This window comes from uncultured Algibacter sp., from assembly GCF_947487605.1.
Classification (GTDB): Bacteria; Bacteroidota; Bacteroidia; order Flavobacteriales; family Flavobacteriaceae; genus Algibacter_D.
The window spans coordinates 177,109-192,600 of sequence record NZ_CANKXK010000001.1; the positions used below are offsets into that span (position 1 = coordinate 177,109).

At 32.4% G+C, this 15,492-nt stretch carries 13 protein-coding genes; 11 read left to right on the plus strand and 2 right to left on the minus strand.

Annotated features, from left to right (window positions below):
• Positions 1-23 precede the first annotated feature (23 nt).
• On the plus strand, positions 24-2,027 hold the full coding sequence (gene uvrB, locus Q0739_RS00820; protein ID WP_298236796.1) for an excinuclease ABC subunit UvrB: 2,004 nt from the start codon (positions 24-26) through the stop codon (positions 2,025-2,027).
• A gap of 45 nt (positions 2,028-2,072) precedes the next feature.
• On the opposite strand, the gene Q0739_RS00825 is transcribed toward uvrB, so the two are convergent.
• A complete protein-coding gene (locus Q0739_RS00825; RefSeq protein WP_139002933.1) occupies positions 2,073-2,474 on the minus strand; it encodes a TerB family tellurite resistance protein in 402 nt (133 codons plus the stop codon).
• Between the two features lie 333 nt (positions 2,475-2,807).
• On the opposite strand from Q0739_RS00825, the gene Q0739_RS00830 reads away from it, so the two are divergent.
• The gene (locus tag Q0739_RS00830; RefSeq protein WP_298236797.1) at positions 2,808-3,068 is read left to right on the plus strand and encodes a DUF1456 family protein; all 261 of its coding nucleotides are present in this window, start codon (positions 2,808-2,810) and stop codon (positions 3,066-3,068) included.
• Positions 3,069-3,109: 41 nt separating this feature from the next.
• On the opposite strand, the gene sucC is transcribed toward Q0739_RS00830, so the two are convergent.
• Positions 3,110-4,300 carry an ADP-forming succinate--CoA ligase subunit beta gene (gene sucC / locus Q0739_RS00835; protein WP_298236798.1) on the minus strand — a complete coding sequence of 397 codons (1,191 nt, stop codon included), beginning with the start codon at positions 4,298-4,300 and terminating at the stop codon, positions 3,110-3,112.
• Between the two features lie 198 nt (positions 4,301-4,498).
• Here sucC and lysA point away from each other — a divergent pair, with 198 nt between their 5' ends.
• The 9 genes from lysA (at position 4,499) to Q0739_RS00880 (ending at position 15,488) form a co-directional block, all read left to right on the plus strand.
• On the plus strand, positions 4,499-5,734 hold the full coding sequence (lysA, locus tag Q0739_RS00840) for a diaminopimelate decarboxylase (RefSeq protein WP_298236799.1): 1,236 nt from the start codon (positions 4,499-4,501) through the stop codon (positions 5,732-5,734).
• 327 nt (positions 5,735-6,061) lie between these two features.
• Positions 6,062-6,934: an ester cyclase gene (locus Q0739_RS00845; protein ID WP_298236800.1), complete on the plus strand. Its 873-nt coding sequence runs from the start codon at positions 6,062-6,064 to the stop codon at positions 6,932-6,934.
• A 3-nt stretch (positions 6,935-6,937) separates the two neighbouring features.
• Positions 6,938-8,251: a DUF418 domain-containing protein gene (locus tag Q0739_RS00850; protein ID WP_298236801.1), complete on the plus strand. Its 1,314-nt coding sequence runs from the start codon at positions 6,938-6,940 to the stop codon at positions 8,249-8,251.
• Positions 8,252-8,262: 11 nt separating this feature from the next.
• Positions 8,263-9,303, plus strand: coding sequence for a hypothetical protein (locus Q0739_RS00855; RefSeq protein ID WP_298236802.1), 1,041 nt, complete (start codon positions 8,263-8,265; stop codon positions 9,301-9,303).
• A gap of 2 nt (positions 9,304-9,305) precedes the next feature.
• Positions 9,306-10,721 (plus strand): MBOAT family O-acyltransferase, encoded by a 1,416-nt coding sequence (locus Q0739_RS00860; protein ID WP_298236803.1) that lies wholly within the window; start codon positions 9,306-9,308, stop codon positions 10,719-10,721.
• Positions 10,722-10,734: 13 nt separating this feature from the next.
• The gene (locus Q0739_RS00865; protein WP_298236804.1) at positions 10,735-12,018 is read left to right on the plus strand and encodes an amidohydrolase family protein; all 1,284 of its coding nucleotides are present in this window, start codon (positions 10,735-10,737) and stop codon (positions 12,016-12,018) included.
• A gap of 6 nt (positions 12,019-12,024) precedes the next feature.
• Positions 12,025-13,206 carry a heparan-alpha-glucosaminide N-acetyltransferase domain-containing protein gene (locus Q0739_RS00870; RefSeq protein ID WP_298236805.1) on the plus strand — a complete coding sequence of 394 codons (1,182 nt, stop codon included), beginning with the start codon at positions 12,025-12,027 and terminating at the stop codon, positions 13,204-13,206.
• 12 nt (positions 13,207-13,218) lie between these two features.
• On the plus strand, positions 13,219-14,514 hold the full coding sequence (locus Q0739_RS00875; RefSeq protein WP_298236806.1) for an APC family permease: 1,296 nt from the start codon (positions 13,219-13,221) through the stop codon (positions 14,512-14,514).
• A 44-nt stretch (positions 14,515-14,558) separates the two neighbouring features.
• Positions 14,559-15,488 (plus strand): hypothetical protein, encoded by a 930-nt coding sequence (locus Q0739_RS00880; protein ID WP_298236807.1) that lies wholly within the window; start codon positions 14,559-14,561, stop codon positions 15,486-15,488.
• Positions 15,489-15,492: the final 4 nt, after the last annotated feature.

Genomic DNA, 15,492 nt, shown 5'->3' on the forward strand with positions numbered 1-15,492 from the left:
GTATTTTTCCGTAATTTTGTGTTATGAAATTCAAAATTGAATCCGAATTTAGTCCTACTGGTGATCAACCACAAGCAATAAAACAACTAACAGAAGGTCTTGTTTCAAAAGAACAATACCAAACCTTACTTGGTGTAACTGGCTCTGGAAAAACATTTACAGTAGCTAACGTAATTCAAGAAGTTCAGCGTCCAACCCTTGTTTTGGCGCACAATAAAACACTTGCGGCACAATTGTATTCAGAATTTAAACAGTTTTTTCCAAATAATGCAGTAGAATATTTTGTTTCCTATTATGACTATTACCAACCAGAAGCCTATATACCTGTTTCGGGAGTTTATATAGAAAAAGATCTATCTATTAACGAAGAAATTGAGAAGATGCGTTTAAGTACGACGTCTTCCCTACTTTCTGGACGTAGAGACGTTTTAGTTGTAGCTTCAGTCTCCTGTTTGTATGGTATTGGAAACCCTGTCGAATTTCAGAAAAATGTTATTTCATTAGAACGAGATCAAGTTATTTCTAGAACACAACTTTTACATCAACTAGTTCAAAGTTTATATTCAAGAACAGAAGCCGAATTCAATCATGGTAATTTCAGAATAAAAGGTGATACTGTAGATATATTCCCGAGTTATGCTGATGATGCTTTTAGAATTCATTTTTTTGGTGACGAAATTGAAGACATTGAATCTTTCAATTTACAAACCAATAAGGTTATAGAAAAGTACGACCGGTTAAACATTTATCCTGCCAATATGTTTGTAACATCACCCGAAATCCTTCAGGGTGCCATAAAAGATATTCAAGATGATTTAGTGAAACAGCATGACTACTTTAAAGAAATTGGAAAGCATTTAGAAGCTAAACGTTTAAAAGAACGTACCGAATTCGATTTAGAAATGATTCGCGAATTAGGCTACTGTTCTGGTATTGAAAATTATTCGCGCTATCTAGATGGCCGATTACCTGGCACACGCCCATTCTGTTTGCTTGACTATTTTCCAGATGATTATTTAATGGTTGTTGATGAGAGTCATGTAACCATTTCTCAAGTACATGCTATGTATGGAGGAGATAGAAGTAGAAAAGAAAATCTGGTTGAATATGGTTTCAGGTTACCTGCAGCAATGGACAATAGACCTCTAAAGTTTGAAGAATTTGAAGCACTACAAAACCAAGTAATATATGTAAGTGCGACACCTGCAGATTACGAACTACAAAAAACAGATGGTGTTTATATTGAACAAGTTATTAGACCAACTGGCTTGTTAGACCCAACTATTGAAATTCGACCAAGTTTAAATCAAATAGACGATTTAATTGAAGAAATTCAATTACGTGTTGAAAAAGATGAACGCACGCTCGTAACAACACTTACCAAACGAATGGCTGAAGAATTAACTAAATATCTCGATAGAATTCAAATTCGTTGCCGTTATATTCATAGTGATGTAGATACTTTAGAGCGTGTAGAAATTATGCAAGATCTTCGTAAAGGTTTATTTGATGTCTTAGTTGGTGTTAACTTACTTCGTGAAGGGTTAGATTTACCTGAAGTATCGCTTGTGGCTATTTTAGATGCCGATAAAGAAGGTTTTTTGCGATCAGCACGTTCGCTTACACAAACCGTTGGAAGAGCTGCTAGAAACTTAAATGGAAAAGCTATAATGTATGCCGATAAAATTACTAAAAGCATGCAAAAAACAATTGATGAAACGAACTATAGGCGTGAAAAACAAATAGATTATAACACAGAAAATAATATAACCCCAACAGCATTAAACAAAAGTTTAAACAATGCCTTGGCAAAAAACTCAGTAAGTACTTATAGTTATGAATTAGAGGCTTTAAAAGCAGCAGAACCTGAAAGCGAATATTTAAGCAAACCAGAATTAGAAAAGAAAATTCGTGAAAAACGTAAATTAATGGAAGAAGCTGCGAAAGCCTTAGATTTTATTGTTGCCGCAAAACTTAGGGATGAAATAAAACAATACCAATATAAAATAGAAAAGCTAAAAGTATAATACTTCTAGCCTTTCTTAATTAGGATTCAAACCAATTCCTAAATATCAATTATATTGTGTTTTAAAGATGTCTATTAATACATCTGGTGGTACAATTTTATTCGGAAAACTTTCCATTAAATATAAAACCTTACTTATAGACTCATGACTTAATCCCATACGAAGTCCAAAATTAAATAACTTTATCGCTCCAGATTTAGAACTTTCGCTATCAATATTCATTAATAAAACCAGTCTATGAAATTGAACAATGCGTTCACTGTGCGATTTTAAGTGTGTATAAGTAACTGGATGCTCTATTAGGTAATCAAAATCTTCTCTTGTAATACCCAATTGTTTAGCAACACCTAATAGAAAATTATATTCTATGTTTTTAATATCCTTGTCGTACTTTGCAAATGCAATCATTTCCGAAAGTAGACTTAGTTTTTCTACCCTATTAATCATGTGAGGAAGGATTAAATAATTATACCATAAAGATACTTAAAACAGCCTTTTTATAATCGTAGATATAATGTATCTCATCGAAAACTATATAGCAGTTCGTCGCAGTTTTTATTTAGTTTATCAATAAAAAAATTAATGTATAAACAAAAAATCTTTGTTTTCAATATAAAATTTAATCTTATAACACATAAAACCAATCAATTAAAATACTTATTATCAAGTAGTTAATACAAATTATACATTTAATTAAAATGAATTGTAGCTTACATTTTAAAAAGTATCTTTACAAAAAATACCAAAACGCTAGAAAACTAAACTGTAAGGTTAAAACTTATGACAAATAATGATATTTTAAAAAAACTTAGAGTTGCTCTAAAACTTCGAGATAGCGATATTGTAGATATTTTAAAACTGGTTGATTTTAGAATCTCAAAAAGCGAGCTTGGAGCATTTTTTAGAAAAGAAGATCATCCAAAATATATGGAATGTGGAGACCAAATTTTAAGAAATTTTTTGAATGGTTTGGTTATTCATATGCGAGGTCCTATGCCAAAAAAAGGAGAAACTAATACACAAAAAAAGAGCAACAACTAATTTCGTTATTGCTCTTCTTATTTTTTTATAAAGTTTTAGTCTTATCCTAATACTTGTTGCACTTTATCTGCAGCTTCTTGAAATTCAGTAGCACTCATAACATCTAGTCCAGAATTATCAATTAATTCTTTTGCAATATCGGCATTCGTTCCTTGCAGTCTTACAATAATTGGGACATTTATATTACCCATATTTTTATAAGCATCAATAACACCTTGAGCAACACGATCGCAACGAACAATACCTCCAAATATATTTATTAAGATTGCTTTTACAGCTGGGTCTTTTAATATAATTTTAAATGCTGCCTCTACTCTAGCTGCATCGGCAGTACCTCCAACATCTAAAAAGTTTGCTGGCTCGCCTCCTGCTTGCTTAATCAAATCCATTGTTGCCATAGCTAAACCTGCACCGTTAACCATGCATCCTACATTTCCATCTAAATCAACATAATTTAATCCTAATTCTCCAGCTTCAACTTCTATAGCACTTTCTTCACGTACATCGCGTAAATCAACATAGTTTTTATGTCTAAACAATGCATTATCATCAATAGTCACTTTAGCATCTACTGCCATGATTTTATTATCGCTCGTTTTTAAAACAGGATTAATTTCAAATAATGAAGAATCAGACTTAACATAAGCCGTATATAAATTAGTAACGAACTTGGTCATTTCCTTAAATGCCAAACCAGACAAACCTAAATTAAAAGCGACACGTCTTGCTTGAAAAGGCATTAATCCAACTGAAGGATCAATTTCTTCGGTAAATATTAAATGAGGAGTTTCTTCAGCAACCGTTTCAATATCCATACCTCCTTCTGTAGAATACATGACCATATTACGGCCAGTAGCTCTATTTAAAAGTACCGACATATAAAATTCATTCGTTTCACTTTCGCCAGGATAATACACATCTTCAGCAACTAAAACTTGATGAACTTTTTTTCCTTCTGCCGAAGTTTGAGGTGTAATAAGGTTCATTCCAATAATCTGTCCAGCTATCTCTTCAACCTCTTTTAAGTTTTTAGCCAATTTTACGCCTCCACCTTTTCCACGGCCACCAGCATGAACTTGCGCTTTAATAACGTGCCAACTAGTTCCTGTTTCAGAAGTTAATTGTTTAGCTGCAGCGACAGCTTCATTGGCATTTTGAGCAACTATCCCTCTTTGAATACGTACCCCAAAACTACTTAATATTTCTTTACCTTGATATTCGTGTAAATTCATAATTTGCTTAATAATTTAAGATGGCAAATGTAAATAATAGCTACTAATTACACTAATATTTTAATTAAGAAAAACAAGGAAATCAATCTTTATTACTTATTGTTATATAATTAACATTTTGTTTAATTTGTTTAAATATTGATTTTTTATTTTATTTTAAAACTAAAAAAATATCTTTGTTAAAAAATAAGAAGTGTTATGACTAATAGTCAATTATTACAGGTTGCAGAAGAGTTTGGAAGTCCTGTTTATGTTTATGATTCGGAAAAAATAACAAGCCAATATAATCGTTTAACCAATGCTTTTAATGATGTAAAACATTTAAAGATAAATTATGCGGTTAAAGCATTGTCTAATATATCTATATTAAAATTGTTTAATACTCTTGGATCTGGTATTGATACCGTTTCGATACAAGAAGTTAATTTAGGCTTGGCAGCTGGATTTAAACCAGAGCAAATTATATTCACACCAAATGGTGTTTCTTTATCTGAAATTGAACAAGCAGCCCAATTAGGAGTTCAAATTAATATAGATAACCTTTCTATTTTAGAACAGTTTGGAACAAAACACCCTAACGTTCCTGTTTGTATTCGTATTAACCCACACGTTATGGCAGGGGGTAACGCAAACATATCTGTAGGACATATTGATTCTAAATTTGGGATATCCATCCATCAAATACCGCACTTACTTCGCATAGTAGAGAATACTAAAATGACTATTAATGGTATACATATGCATACTGGTAGTGATATTTTAGATATTGATGTGTTCCTTTATGCTAGTGAAATATTATTTGAAACAGCTAATCAATTTAAGAATTTAGACTTTATTGATTTTGGTTCAGGTTTTAAAGTTCCTTATAAAACGGGAGATATTGAAACTAATATTGAAGAATTAGGAAAAAAATTGTCAACCAAGTTTAATGAATTTTGTAAAAGTTATGGCAAAGAATTAACATTGGCTTTTGAACCTGGAAAATTTCTTGTGAGCGAAGCTGGCACTTTTTTAACTAAAGTTAATGCGGTTAAACAAACTACCTCAACGGTTTTCGCACAAGTAGATTCTGGATTTAATCATTTAATTAGACCCATGTTTTATGGCTCGCACCATGATATTATAAACATTTCTAATCCAAAAGGACGTGAACGTTTTTATACTGTTGTTGGCTATATCTGTGAAACAGATACGTTTGGAAACAACCGACGTATCAATGAAATTAACGAAAATGACGTTTTAGCATTTAAAAATGCTGGAGCTTATTGCTTCTCTATGGCAAGCAATTACAATTCACGTTATCGTCCAGCAGAAGTATTATGGCATAATAAAAAAGCTCATTTAATACGCAAAAGAGAAACTTTTGATGATATTATAAAAAATCAAGTAGAAGTTAATTTTAGTAATAAAAAAGAAAAAGAATTGGTAAAATAAACAACAAACTAAACTAACTCAAGAAAGTGCCCGACTCTAAAAAGTTGGGCATTTTTTATTTTATATGAGTCCTACAAATATTACTTGTTTGCTTAGCATACTTAAATTTCCTAACTTACTCCATTATTCCCTGAGTCTTTTTTTAATAGCAGTTAAATATAAAAGACACTATATGTTTGAATCATTCAAATTATTCCCTACTACGGAATTCCTTTCTTCCTATTTTATTAATTTTATAAATTCCATTAAAATTTGTTATTTCTAATGGACTTTCTATTCTCTTGTTTTAAAAACATTTAAAACCTAACCAATAAAACTTTATTCCTTATGAAAAATCTATTTAAAATTTTACTGTTCTCAATCGTAATTAGTTTCATATCATGCGATTCCAAAATCAACAAAGACATTGAAATGTACTCTCAAACATGGGATGAAATTATTAATAAAGGTAACCTAGACCTAATTAATGAAACTAACTTTACAGATGACATTACCTTAATTTCCAGTCCAGAAAATATTGTGGGAATTGAAAATTTCAAGGCTTATTACCAAAATTTTGTTACTGGGTTTTCAGATGTAAAATTCACTCAAAAAGATGTTTTTGGGCAAAACGATAAACTTGTAAAACATTGGCATTTTAAAGGAACGCATTCTGGCGATTTCTTCGGCATTCCTGCAACAGGAAGAACCATTAACATAGAAGGAACAACACTTGTAAAAATGAAAGATGGTAAAATTGCTCAAGAACAAGATTTTATGGATAATATGCTGTTTTTACAACAATTGGGTATTGTTTCTGACCCTAATAATGTGCTCGTTATTCAAAAGTTATATGACGATTTTGCCACAGGTAACGTTGAAGCGGTTTTAGCAGCAATGGATCCAAACATAATTTGGAATGAAGCGGAAGGTAATAGTTTAGCAGATGGTAATCCATATCTAGGCCCCGAAGCAGTCTTAAATGGTGTTTTTACTCGTGTGTTAGAACAATGGGATAATTTCAAACTTGTTAATATTAAACAACATGACATGTCTGAAAACCAAGTGTTAACCACACTACGTTACAACGCAATTGTTAAAGCCACTGGGAAAAAAATTGATGCACAAGTAGCACACCATTGGAAACTAAAGGATGGAAAAATAATAGGTTTCCAACAGCATGTGGATACCAAACAATTAGCTGATACAGCGAAAAAATAAGACATGGGGAACCTAACCAACCAAACCCATTTTAAACCTACAAGCCAAAAGTCTCGAATAAATTCTTTAGATGTTATACGCGGTATTGCACTTCTGGGTATTCTTTTAATGAATATTAACGGTATGGGACTCCCCTATGCTTATTCCGACCCTAGTGTTGCCGGTGGTTCAGAAGGACTTAATTTAAAAGTTTGGATTGTAAACGAAATGCTATTTGAAGGCACCATGCGCGGTCTATTCACCTTGCTATTTGGAGCTGGCGTTATCTTACTAACCAAAAGGCTTGAAACTAATGGAGCAGGAATTACAACAGCAGATATTTACTATCGCCGCATATTATGGCTCCTTGTATTCGGATTAATTAATGTTTGGGTTTTATTGTGGCATGGTGACATTTTATTTCCATATGCCATCTTCGCACTTATGCTATTTCCGTTTAGAAATGCGAGTATTAAAAATCTCATTATTATAGGTTGCTTACTAATTAGTATTGGCATTTGGTGGGACGTAAGCGATTATTATTCCGATTTAGAAACTCAAAAAGCAGGTTTAGAAGCCCAAGCGATTAAGGAGCAAGGTACCGAATTAAGTGAAGCACAAGAAAAAGACTTAAAAAAATGGGAGAATTTCAACACTAAGAAAACCCCAGAAGAAGTTGACGAATATATCGAAGAAATGCATCAGGGATATTGGTCTGTTGCAACAGAAAAAGTAAAAATGAATCAGTTTATGCAAACTTGGTTTCCATATAGACTATGGCTATGGGATATTTTAAGTTATATGCTATTGGGTATGGCTTTCTTTAAGCTTCGAATTTTTCATGGCGAACGTTCTAACATTTATTATCTTATAATGCTAATAACTGGTTACCTAATTGGTTTAACAACAAACTACCTAGAAACCACAGCGATTCTAGATAGTAGTTTTGATAAATTAACGATGCACAAAGCAGGCATGACCTATCAAATTGGTCGCTTATTTACTACCATTGGACATATTGGCTTATTTATGTTATTCATTAAGTCTGGAATCTTAGGCTTTCTTAAAAAGGCGTTAGCTGCGGTTGGGCGTATGGCTCTAACAAATTATTTGATGCATAGCATCATTACTTCTATTCTATTTTACGGTTTTGGGTTTGCTTTATTCGGAGAATTACAGCGATATGAACTTTATTATATAGTAGGAAGTATTTGGGTTTTCCAACTAATTTTTAGCCCAATCTGGTTAAAATATTTTCAGTATGGTCCCGTAGAATGGTTATGGCGTTCACTTACCTATCAAAAGAAGCAACCGTTTAAGATTAATAAAAATGATTAAAACCAACCAAAATGAAATTAAAACTAACACTAATTGTTGCGCTAACAATTACTGCTATTACAACGATATCTTGGGAAAGCTATTGGCGCTCTCAAGGCTATGAACCTAATTTAAATGATAACAAAGAAATTTGGGCTACTCAAAGAGCTCGAGTGGACAAAGCTACAACTGATGATATATTAACTATAGGTTCATCTCGAATTTATTTTGATATTCAATTAGATGAATGGCAAAGAACAACTGGTGTAAAACCAATCCAGCTTGCCTCTCAAGGCACAACACCTTTGCCAATATTTCGTGACATTGTTGAGAATACAAATTTTTCAGGAACTATAATAGTTGGTGTAACTCCTGGCTTATTTTTTTCAACAACCTACCCAGAAGCCTTTATTTGGAAACGAGGCATCGTGAAAAATAATTATTTTCACAAAAGAACTTATGCACAAAAATTAAACTTTTATCTAGGCTTACCGTTAGAAGAGAATCTGGTTTTTATGTCAGGAGATGAAGAAAAACTAGAAGACGATGTAGATTTAAAATCTATTTTAAGAAGATGCAGATTTGGAAACCGAACTGGTAAAAAAGATTTTCTTTATTACAATTTTGGTGATTTATCTAGAGATAGAAACATGAAAATGACCAAAAGAACTACTTCCGACACTTCTTTTGCTAATAAAATTAAAGCAAATTGGAAAGCTATTTTGACAAGTGGTGATATACCTCCTCCTGATAAAAAATCAACTATGGAATATTTTTTAAAAGATGCTAAAGTTTTTACAGAAAGAGGTGGAAACCTTATTTTATTACGCTGTCCATCGTCGGGTTTTATGAGAGGTGGAGAAGCGAAGTTCTTACCTCGACAAGATTTTTGGGAAGACTTAGTACAACAATCAAATTTACCTGCCTACCACTTTGAAGATTATGAGCAATTCAAAAACTTAAATTGTCCCGAATGGTCTCATTTGTCAGCAGAAGATGCCACGTTTTTTACTGCTGAATTGGCAAAGATTATGCTTAAAGACGGTGTAATTACTAACCATAAAACCAACTAATCATGCTATTTAACTCATTAAGTTTCGTATTGTTTTTAGTTATAGTTCTAGCATTATACTATTCTAAAATTTTTAATTGGACTGGTAAGAAGCGTATGCTGTTGTTATCCAGTTATGTGTTTTATGGCATGTGGAATCCTCCTCTAGTCATTTTACTTTGGATATCAACCATTGTCGATTGGACTGCTGGTAAAAGGTTAGCAGTTGAAGACAATCAGAAAAAAAGAAAAATATGGTTACTACTTAGCATGTTTGTTAATCTTGGCTTTTTAGCTTTCTTTAAGTATGGTGATTTCCTTCTTGAAAATTTTGTGGTTGTTATGAACAGCATCGGCATAGACTTTAAAGCAAGACCAATGGATATAATACTCCCTATGGGTATATCATTTTACACCTTTCAAACCATGTCTTATACCATAGATATGTATAAGCGTAAAATAGAACCTGCAAGAACATTTCTAGATTTTGCATTGTATGTAACCTTCTTTCCACAGTTAGTTGCTGGACCAATTGTACGCGCTAAAGATTTAATAACGCAGTTTTATGAAGAAAAGAAAGCAACCACGAATCAATTTATTTGGGGTTTATTTCTTTTAACAATAGGATTGTTTCAAAAGGTTGTTATGGCAGACACACTGCTAGCAGACACATCTGATGCTGTTTTTGGCTCTAGTAAATTACTACATGGTATTGATGCTTGGATAGGTACTATCGCTTTTTCAGGACAAATATTCTTTGATTTTGCTGGGTATTCTACATGTGCCATTGGCATCGCGTTAATACTAGGTATTATTTTACCAGACAACTTTAGATACCCTTATGCGTCATTAGGCTTTTCAGATTTATGGAAACGTTGGCATATTTCACTTTCGTCATGGCTTAAGGATTACTTGTACATTCCTTTAGGCGGTAACCGTCATGGTATTACTAGAATGTACGTTGCTTTAATGTTAACTATGCTTTTAGGAGGATTATGGCACGGAGCCGCTTGGACTTTTATGGTTTGGGGTGGTTTACATGGCACCTACCTAATCCTTGAAAGACTACAGCGTAGATATCTACCTTTTAAAATAACTAAATGGAATGGCATATTTCTCGCATTTATAACGTTTTCCTGTGTTAATATTACTTGGGTGTTTTTTAGAGCTCGTGAGTTTAAAACAGCTTGGAATATGATAAAATCTATGTTCTATATGCAAACAGATGGCGAAAAGATTTTAAGTTCTTTTGATATATTAAAAGTAAGTGTGGTGATAGCCATTTTGTTTCTATGCCATTGGGTTATGCGAAATACTTCTATGAAAGAAGTATCTTTAAAAACATCTCCTTATGTTCTAGGATTAGTATGGGCAATTATGACCTTCTTAATAATCATAGCTCAAGGTAGTGGCGAACAGTTTATTTATTTTCAGTTTTAAAATTTCAAATTATATGAAAAAAAGTCCATTTTTAATTCTCATCCTTTTCATCACGATCAACTTGTTTGGTCAAACTAAAATTATAAAAGCAAAAGCTTTTCTAAATGTACGAACAGGACAATTAGTTGAACCTGCAATATTAGTAATTGAAAATAATTTTATTTCAGCAATCAATCCAGTATCATTACCCAGTAATACAGAAATTATAGACTTAAGTGATAAATTCTTATTACCTGGACTAATGGATATGCATGTTCATTTAGACCTAGACTTCATAAAGAATTATCAATTTTTATCAGTAACAGAAAGTGGTAGCGATGCTGTATTGAGAGGTACTAAAAATGCGAAGAAGACACTTATGGCTGGTTTTACAACCATAAGAAATATTGGACAAACTCACCCAACTAAAGAATTAATTGGTGTATCACTTGCAAAAGCATCTGATGCTGGATGGATAGAAGCTCCTAGAATAATTCCCTGCGGACATATGATAGGCATTTCTGGTGGACATGCAGATATATCAATGATGGGAGGCTTTGCAGAAGGTGTTTACGATTTAGGCTATGAAAATGGAATGATTAATGGTAAAGATGAAGCCCTTAAAGCTGTGAGGTATCAAATTAAGTATGGCGCAAAGGCTATTAAAATAATGGCAACAGCTGGTGTATTGTCTTTAGAAGAATCTATAGGGGCACAACAAATGACAAATGAAGAAATGCAAATTGTTGTTGAAGAAGCTCATAGGCACGGCATTACTGTTGGTGCACATGCTCATGGTACCGAAGGTATTATAGCTGCCATAAATTCTGGTGTTAATTCTATTGAACACGGTTCTCTTTTAAATGATGAAGCTATAGCTCTTATGAAAGATAAAGGGACTTTTTTAGTTCCTACGACTGGATTAGTAGATAAAATTACAAGTGGTTATGACAAAATGGATATTCGTTTAGTTAAAAAGGCTAAATATATTTTACCTTTAGCTAAAGAGAGCGTAAAAAATGCTATAAAATCTGGAGTAAACATTGCTTTAGGAACAGATGCGCCATTAATTCCACATGGTAAGAATATTGAAGAATTATTTGCGATGATGGACAGAGGAATGTCTGAAATTGATGCTATCCAATCTGCCACCATAAATGCTGCAGCCTTATTAGAACTTAGTGATCGTGGAGAGCTAAAAACTGGGTATTTGGCAGATATTATTGCAGTAGACGACAACCCATTGAAAAACATTAATACTTTAGCAACTGTTAAATTTGTTATGAAAGATGGCGTAGTATACAAATTAGAAAATTAACTAATTATGGCTTTGGTAAAATCTACAAGAATAGAATCTATAGATATTCTAAGAGGGTTAGTTATGGTTATTATGGCACTAGATCATACAAGAGATTACTTTCATTATGACGCCGCCCTAAATGATCCTACTAATTTAGAAACAACAACGCCTTATTTATTCTTTACACGTTTTATTACACATTATTGTGCTCCTGTTTTTGTGTTTTTAGCAGGTACATCAGCTTTTTTATATGGTAGTAATAAAACCAAACCTAAGCTTTTTAAATTTTTATTTACTCGTGGTATATGGCTTATAGTTTTAGAAATATTTTTAAACAACCTTCTATGGTTTTTTGATCTCTCTTATAGTTTTGTTCTTCTTCAAGTTATTTGGGCTATTGGAGTAAGCATGATATGTCTATCTTTCCTTGTTTTTCTGCCAAAAAAAGTAATTGCGGCTATAGGATTAATTTTAATTTCTGGGCACAATTTACTGGACGGTATTACAATGCAAGGTAATAGTATAAGCGCATTACTATGGTATATGTTACATCAACCCAATGGGTTTACACTATATGATAATCATTATATATTTTTCGGTTATCCTGTAATCCCTTGGATTGGTCTTATTGCTTTGGGGTATTGCTTAGGGTCATTATATACCAGAGGTTTTGATGTTACAATTCGGAAGAAATGGCTACTTAGACTAGGCATTACTAGCATTCTATTGTTTTTTACTATTCGAGGTATTAATATTTATGGTGATTTAGCTCCTTGGTCGGTTCAAAATACTTCTGCCAAAACAATAATGGCTTTTTTAAATGTTACCAAATATCCTCCTTCCTTATCTTATGTTTTAATAACTATGGGCCCTGCTTTATTTTTTTTATATACTATAGAGCGTGTAAAGAATGGGGTAACAGATATCCTTTTAGTATTTGGAAGGGTACCTCTGTTTTATTATTTCCTTCATATTCTAGTTATTCATATAGGGGCCATTCTGGGTGTTATTTTGTTAAATGATAACTGGCAAGAATTATTAAATATTTCACAAAATCCAATTGCTGGTCTAGCAAAGCATGGTTATTCACTTTTTACAGTTTATATTGTCTGGATGATAATTATTACTCTGCTCTATTTCCCAAGTAAAAAATACATGACATATAAAGCGAATAATAAAGATAAATGGTGGCTAAGCTATTTATAAAATTTTGATGAAATGATTAAAAACGATGGTTTAAAACGACGCATAGGCACATTAGGTTTATCTGCTAACATTATAAACATTATTATTGGTGCTGGTATATTTGCGCTTCCAGCCATAATAGCTTCCAAGATGGGTGCGTCAAGCCTTATCGCTTACCTTTTTTGTGGTATTCTAATCGCATTGGTAATGCTTTGTTTTGCTGAAGCTGGTAGTAAAGTCACCAATACTGGTGGTCCATACACTTATATTGAAACTGCTTTTGGTGACTATGCTGGATTTCTTGGGGGTGTATTTGTGATGATAAGTGCACTCTTTGCTGATGCTGCCGTTTCAAATGCCTTAATTAACATGTTAGCGACGGCTAATCCTTTTTTTGAAATTGAATGGGTTCGATTATCCTTTCTTTTTATCATATTTTTTGGTTTTGCTTTTATAAATATTCTTGGATTAAAACAAGGCATTGGATTAGTGAAGTTTAACACCTTAACTAAACTCGTTCCGTTACTTATACTAGTTATTTTAGGATGGAAAGGCGTCTCATTTAATAATTTATCTATAGATTCCTTACCAAGTATAAAAACATTAGGAGAAACATCTCTTATTCTGTTTTTTGCTTTTCAAGGAGCCGAAACAGGCTTAATTGTTGGTGGTGAAGTTATCAATCCAAAGCGTACTGTTCCCAAAGCTATATTTATTAGCATTTTTGTTGTTGTAATATTATATATTCTAATCCAAACCGTTTCACAAGGTGTTTTAGGCAGTGACTTGGCAACCTTTACAGCAACACCATTAGCAGAAACTGCTAGAGCAGCATTAGGACCAATTGGTTATACAATATTATTCTTTGGAGCTATCATATCCATGTTTGGGTACTTAAGTGGTTCCATACTCAATAATCCTCGTGTAGTTTATGCTCTAGCTAGGGATAAAGTAATACCTGTAAAATCATTAGCAAATCTTCATAAATCGTTCGCTACGCCTCACATAGCTATTATTGTTTATGCCTTCATTGTTTTTATTATCGCAGCTAGTGGTAGTTTTGAAAAATTAGCCATTATTGCTAGTAGTTCGATGCTAATTGTATATTTAGCCGTAGCATTATCAGTCATAAAACTGCGTAAAACTCATAAATCTCAAGAAGGGGAATTTAAAATACCAGGTGGGTTGTTAGTGCCTATATTAGCAATAATGGTTATTCTATATTTTTTATATAATATGTCTTCAAAAGAAATGATTGCAACAATCATAGGTATCGCATTACTAACGATTCTATTTGGTATTATTAAATTTATAAAAAAACGTGTCTAAGTATTTATTTTTATCTTAGTGCTATTATTAATTAGCTATTTGAAATGCCTCCTACTTTTTCCTTTAAAAACTTTGTTTTACTGCTCACTTTTTTTTGCTACAATTTTATTGCCAATAGTCAAGAATTTGGATATAAAGAAGTACAATTAACCAATAATTCTTCAGATAATAGATATGCTAGTTATAATAAAGAAGGTACTATAATACTATTTGAATCAAATAGAACGGGTAAATGGCAATTATACACTATGGACATAAATGGTGAGCATCAAAAAAGGTTACTAACAAACTCATTTAATGATAGACGTCCAACTTGGCACCCATACAAGAATATCATTCTATTTGAATCGGACAGATTAGGCATGACCGAAATCTACAAACTTAATTTAGACAATTATAAAGTTTCTAAAATTCCTATACCTTTAGCTGGAAATAAATCGCGCGCTCAATACGCTCCCAATGGTGTTGAAATCGTTTTTAATTTAGAAGACCCAAAAGGCGATTTCGATATATACCATATTCATCAAAAAGGAAAGCGACCTAAAAAACTCATAGACGATAAGTACAATAATTTATATCCGCAATTCTCGAGAAGAGGTAATTATTTTTTATACTATTCTAATAAAAATAATGAAAAAGAAACCGATGTAATTTATACGTATAATATTATTACAGAGGAACGTTCAAGACTTACTTATTTTAAAAATCATAGTAATTACGCTAAGCTTTCTAATAATAAATTAAGAGTTGTTTATTCTGCTACTGTGGGAAGTGGAAAACCCGAAATTTATATTATGAAGCATGACGGCAAAAGTAAAAGACAAATAACCTTTAACGATGAAGTTGATATACTTCCTTCTTGGTCTCCAAAGGACATTAATTTATTAATATCCAGCACTAGAAATGGTTATTTTCAAATATGTAAAATCTTACTGAAAGAACCTCTGGAGGCTCCCGAAGAAACGAATGAATAGAATA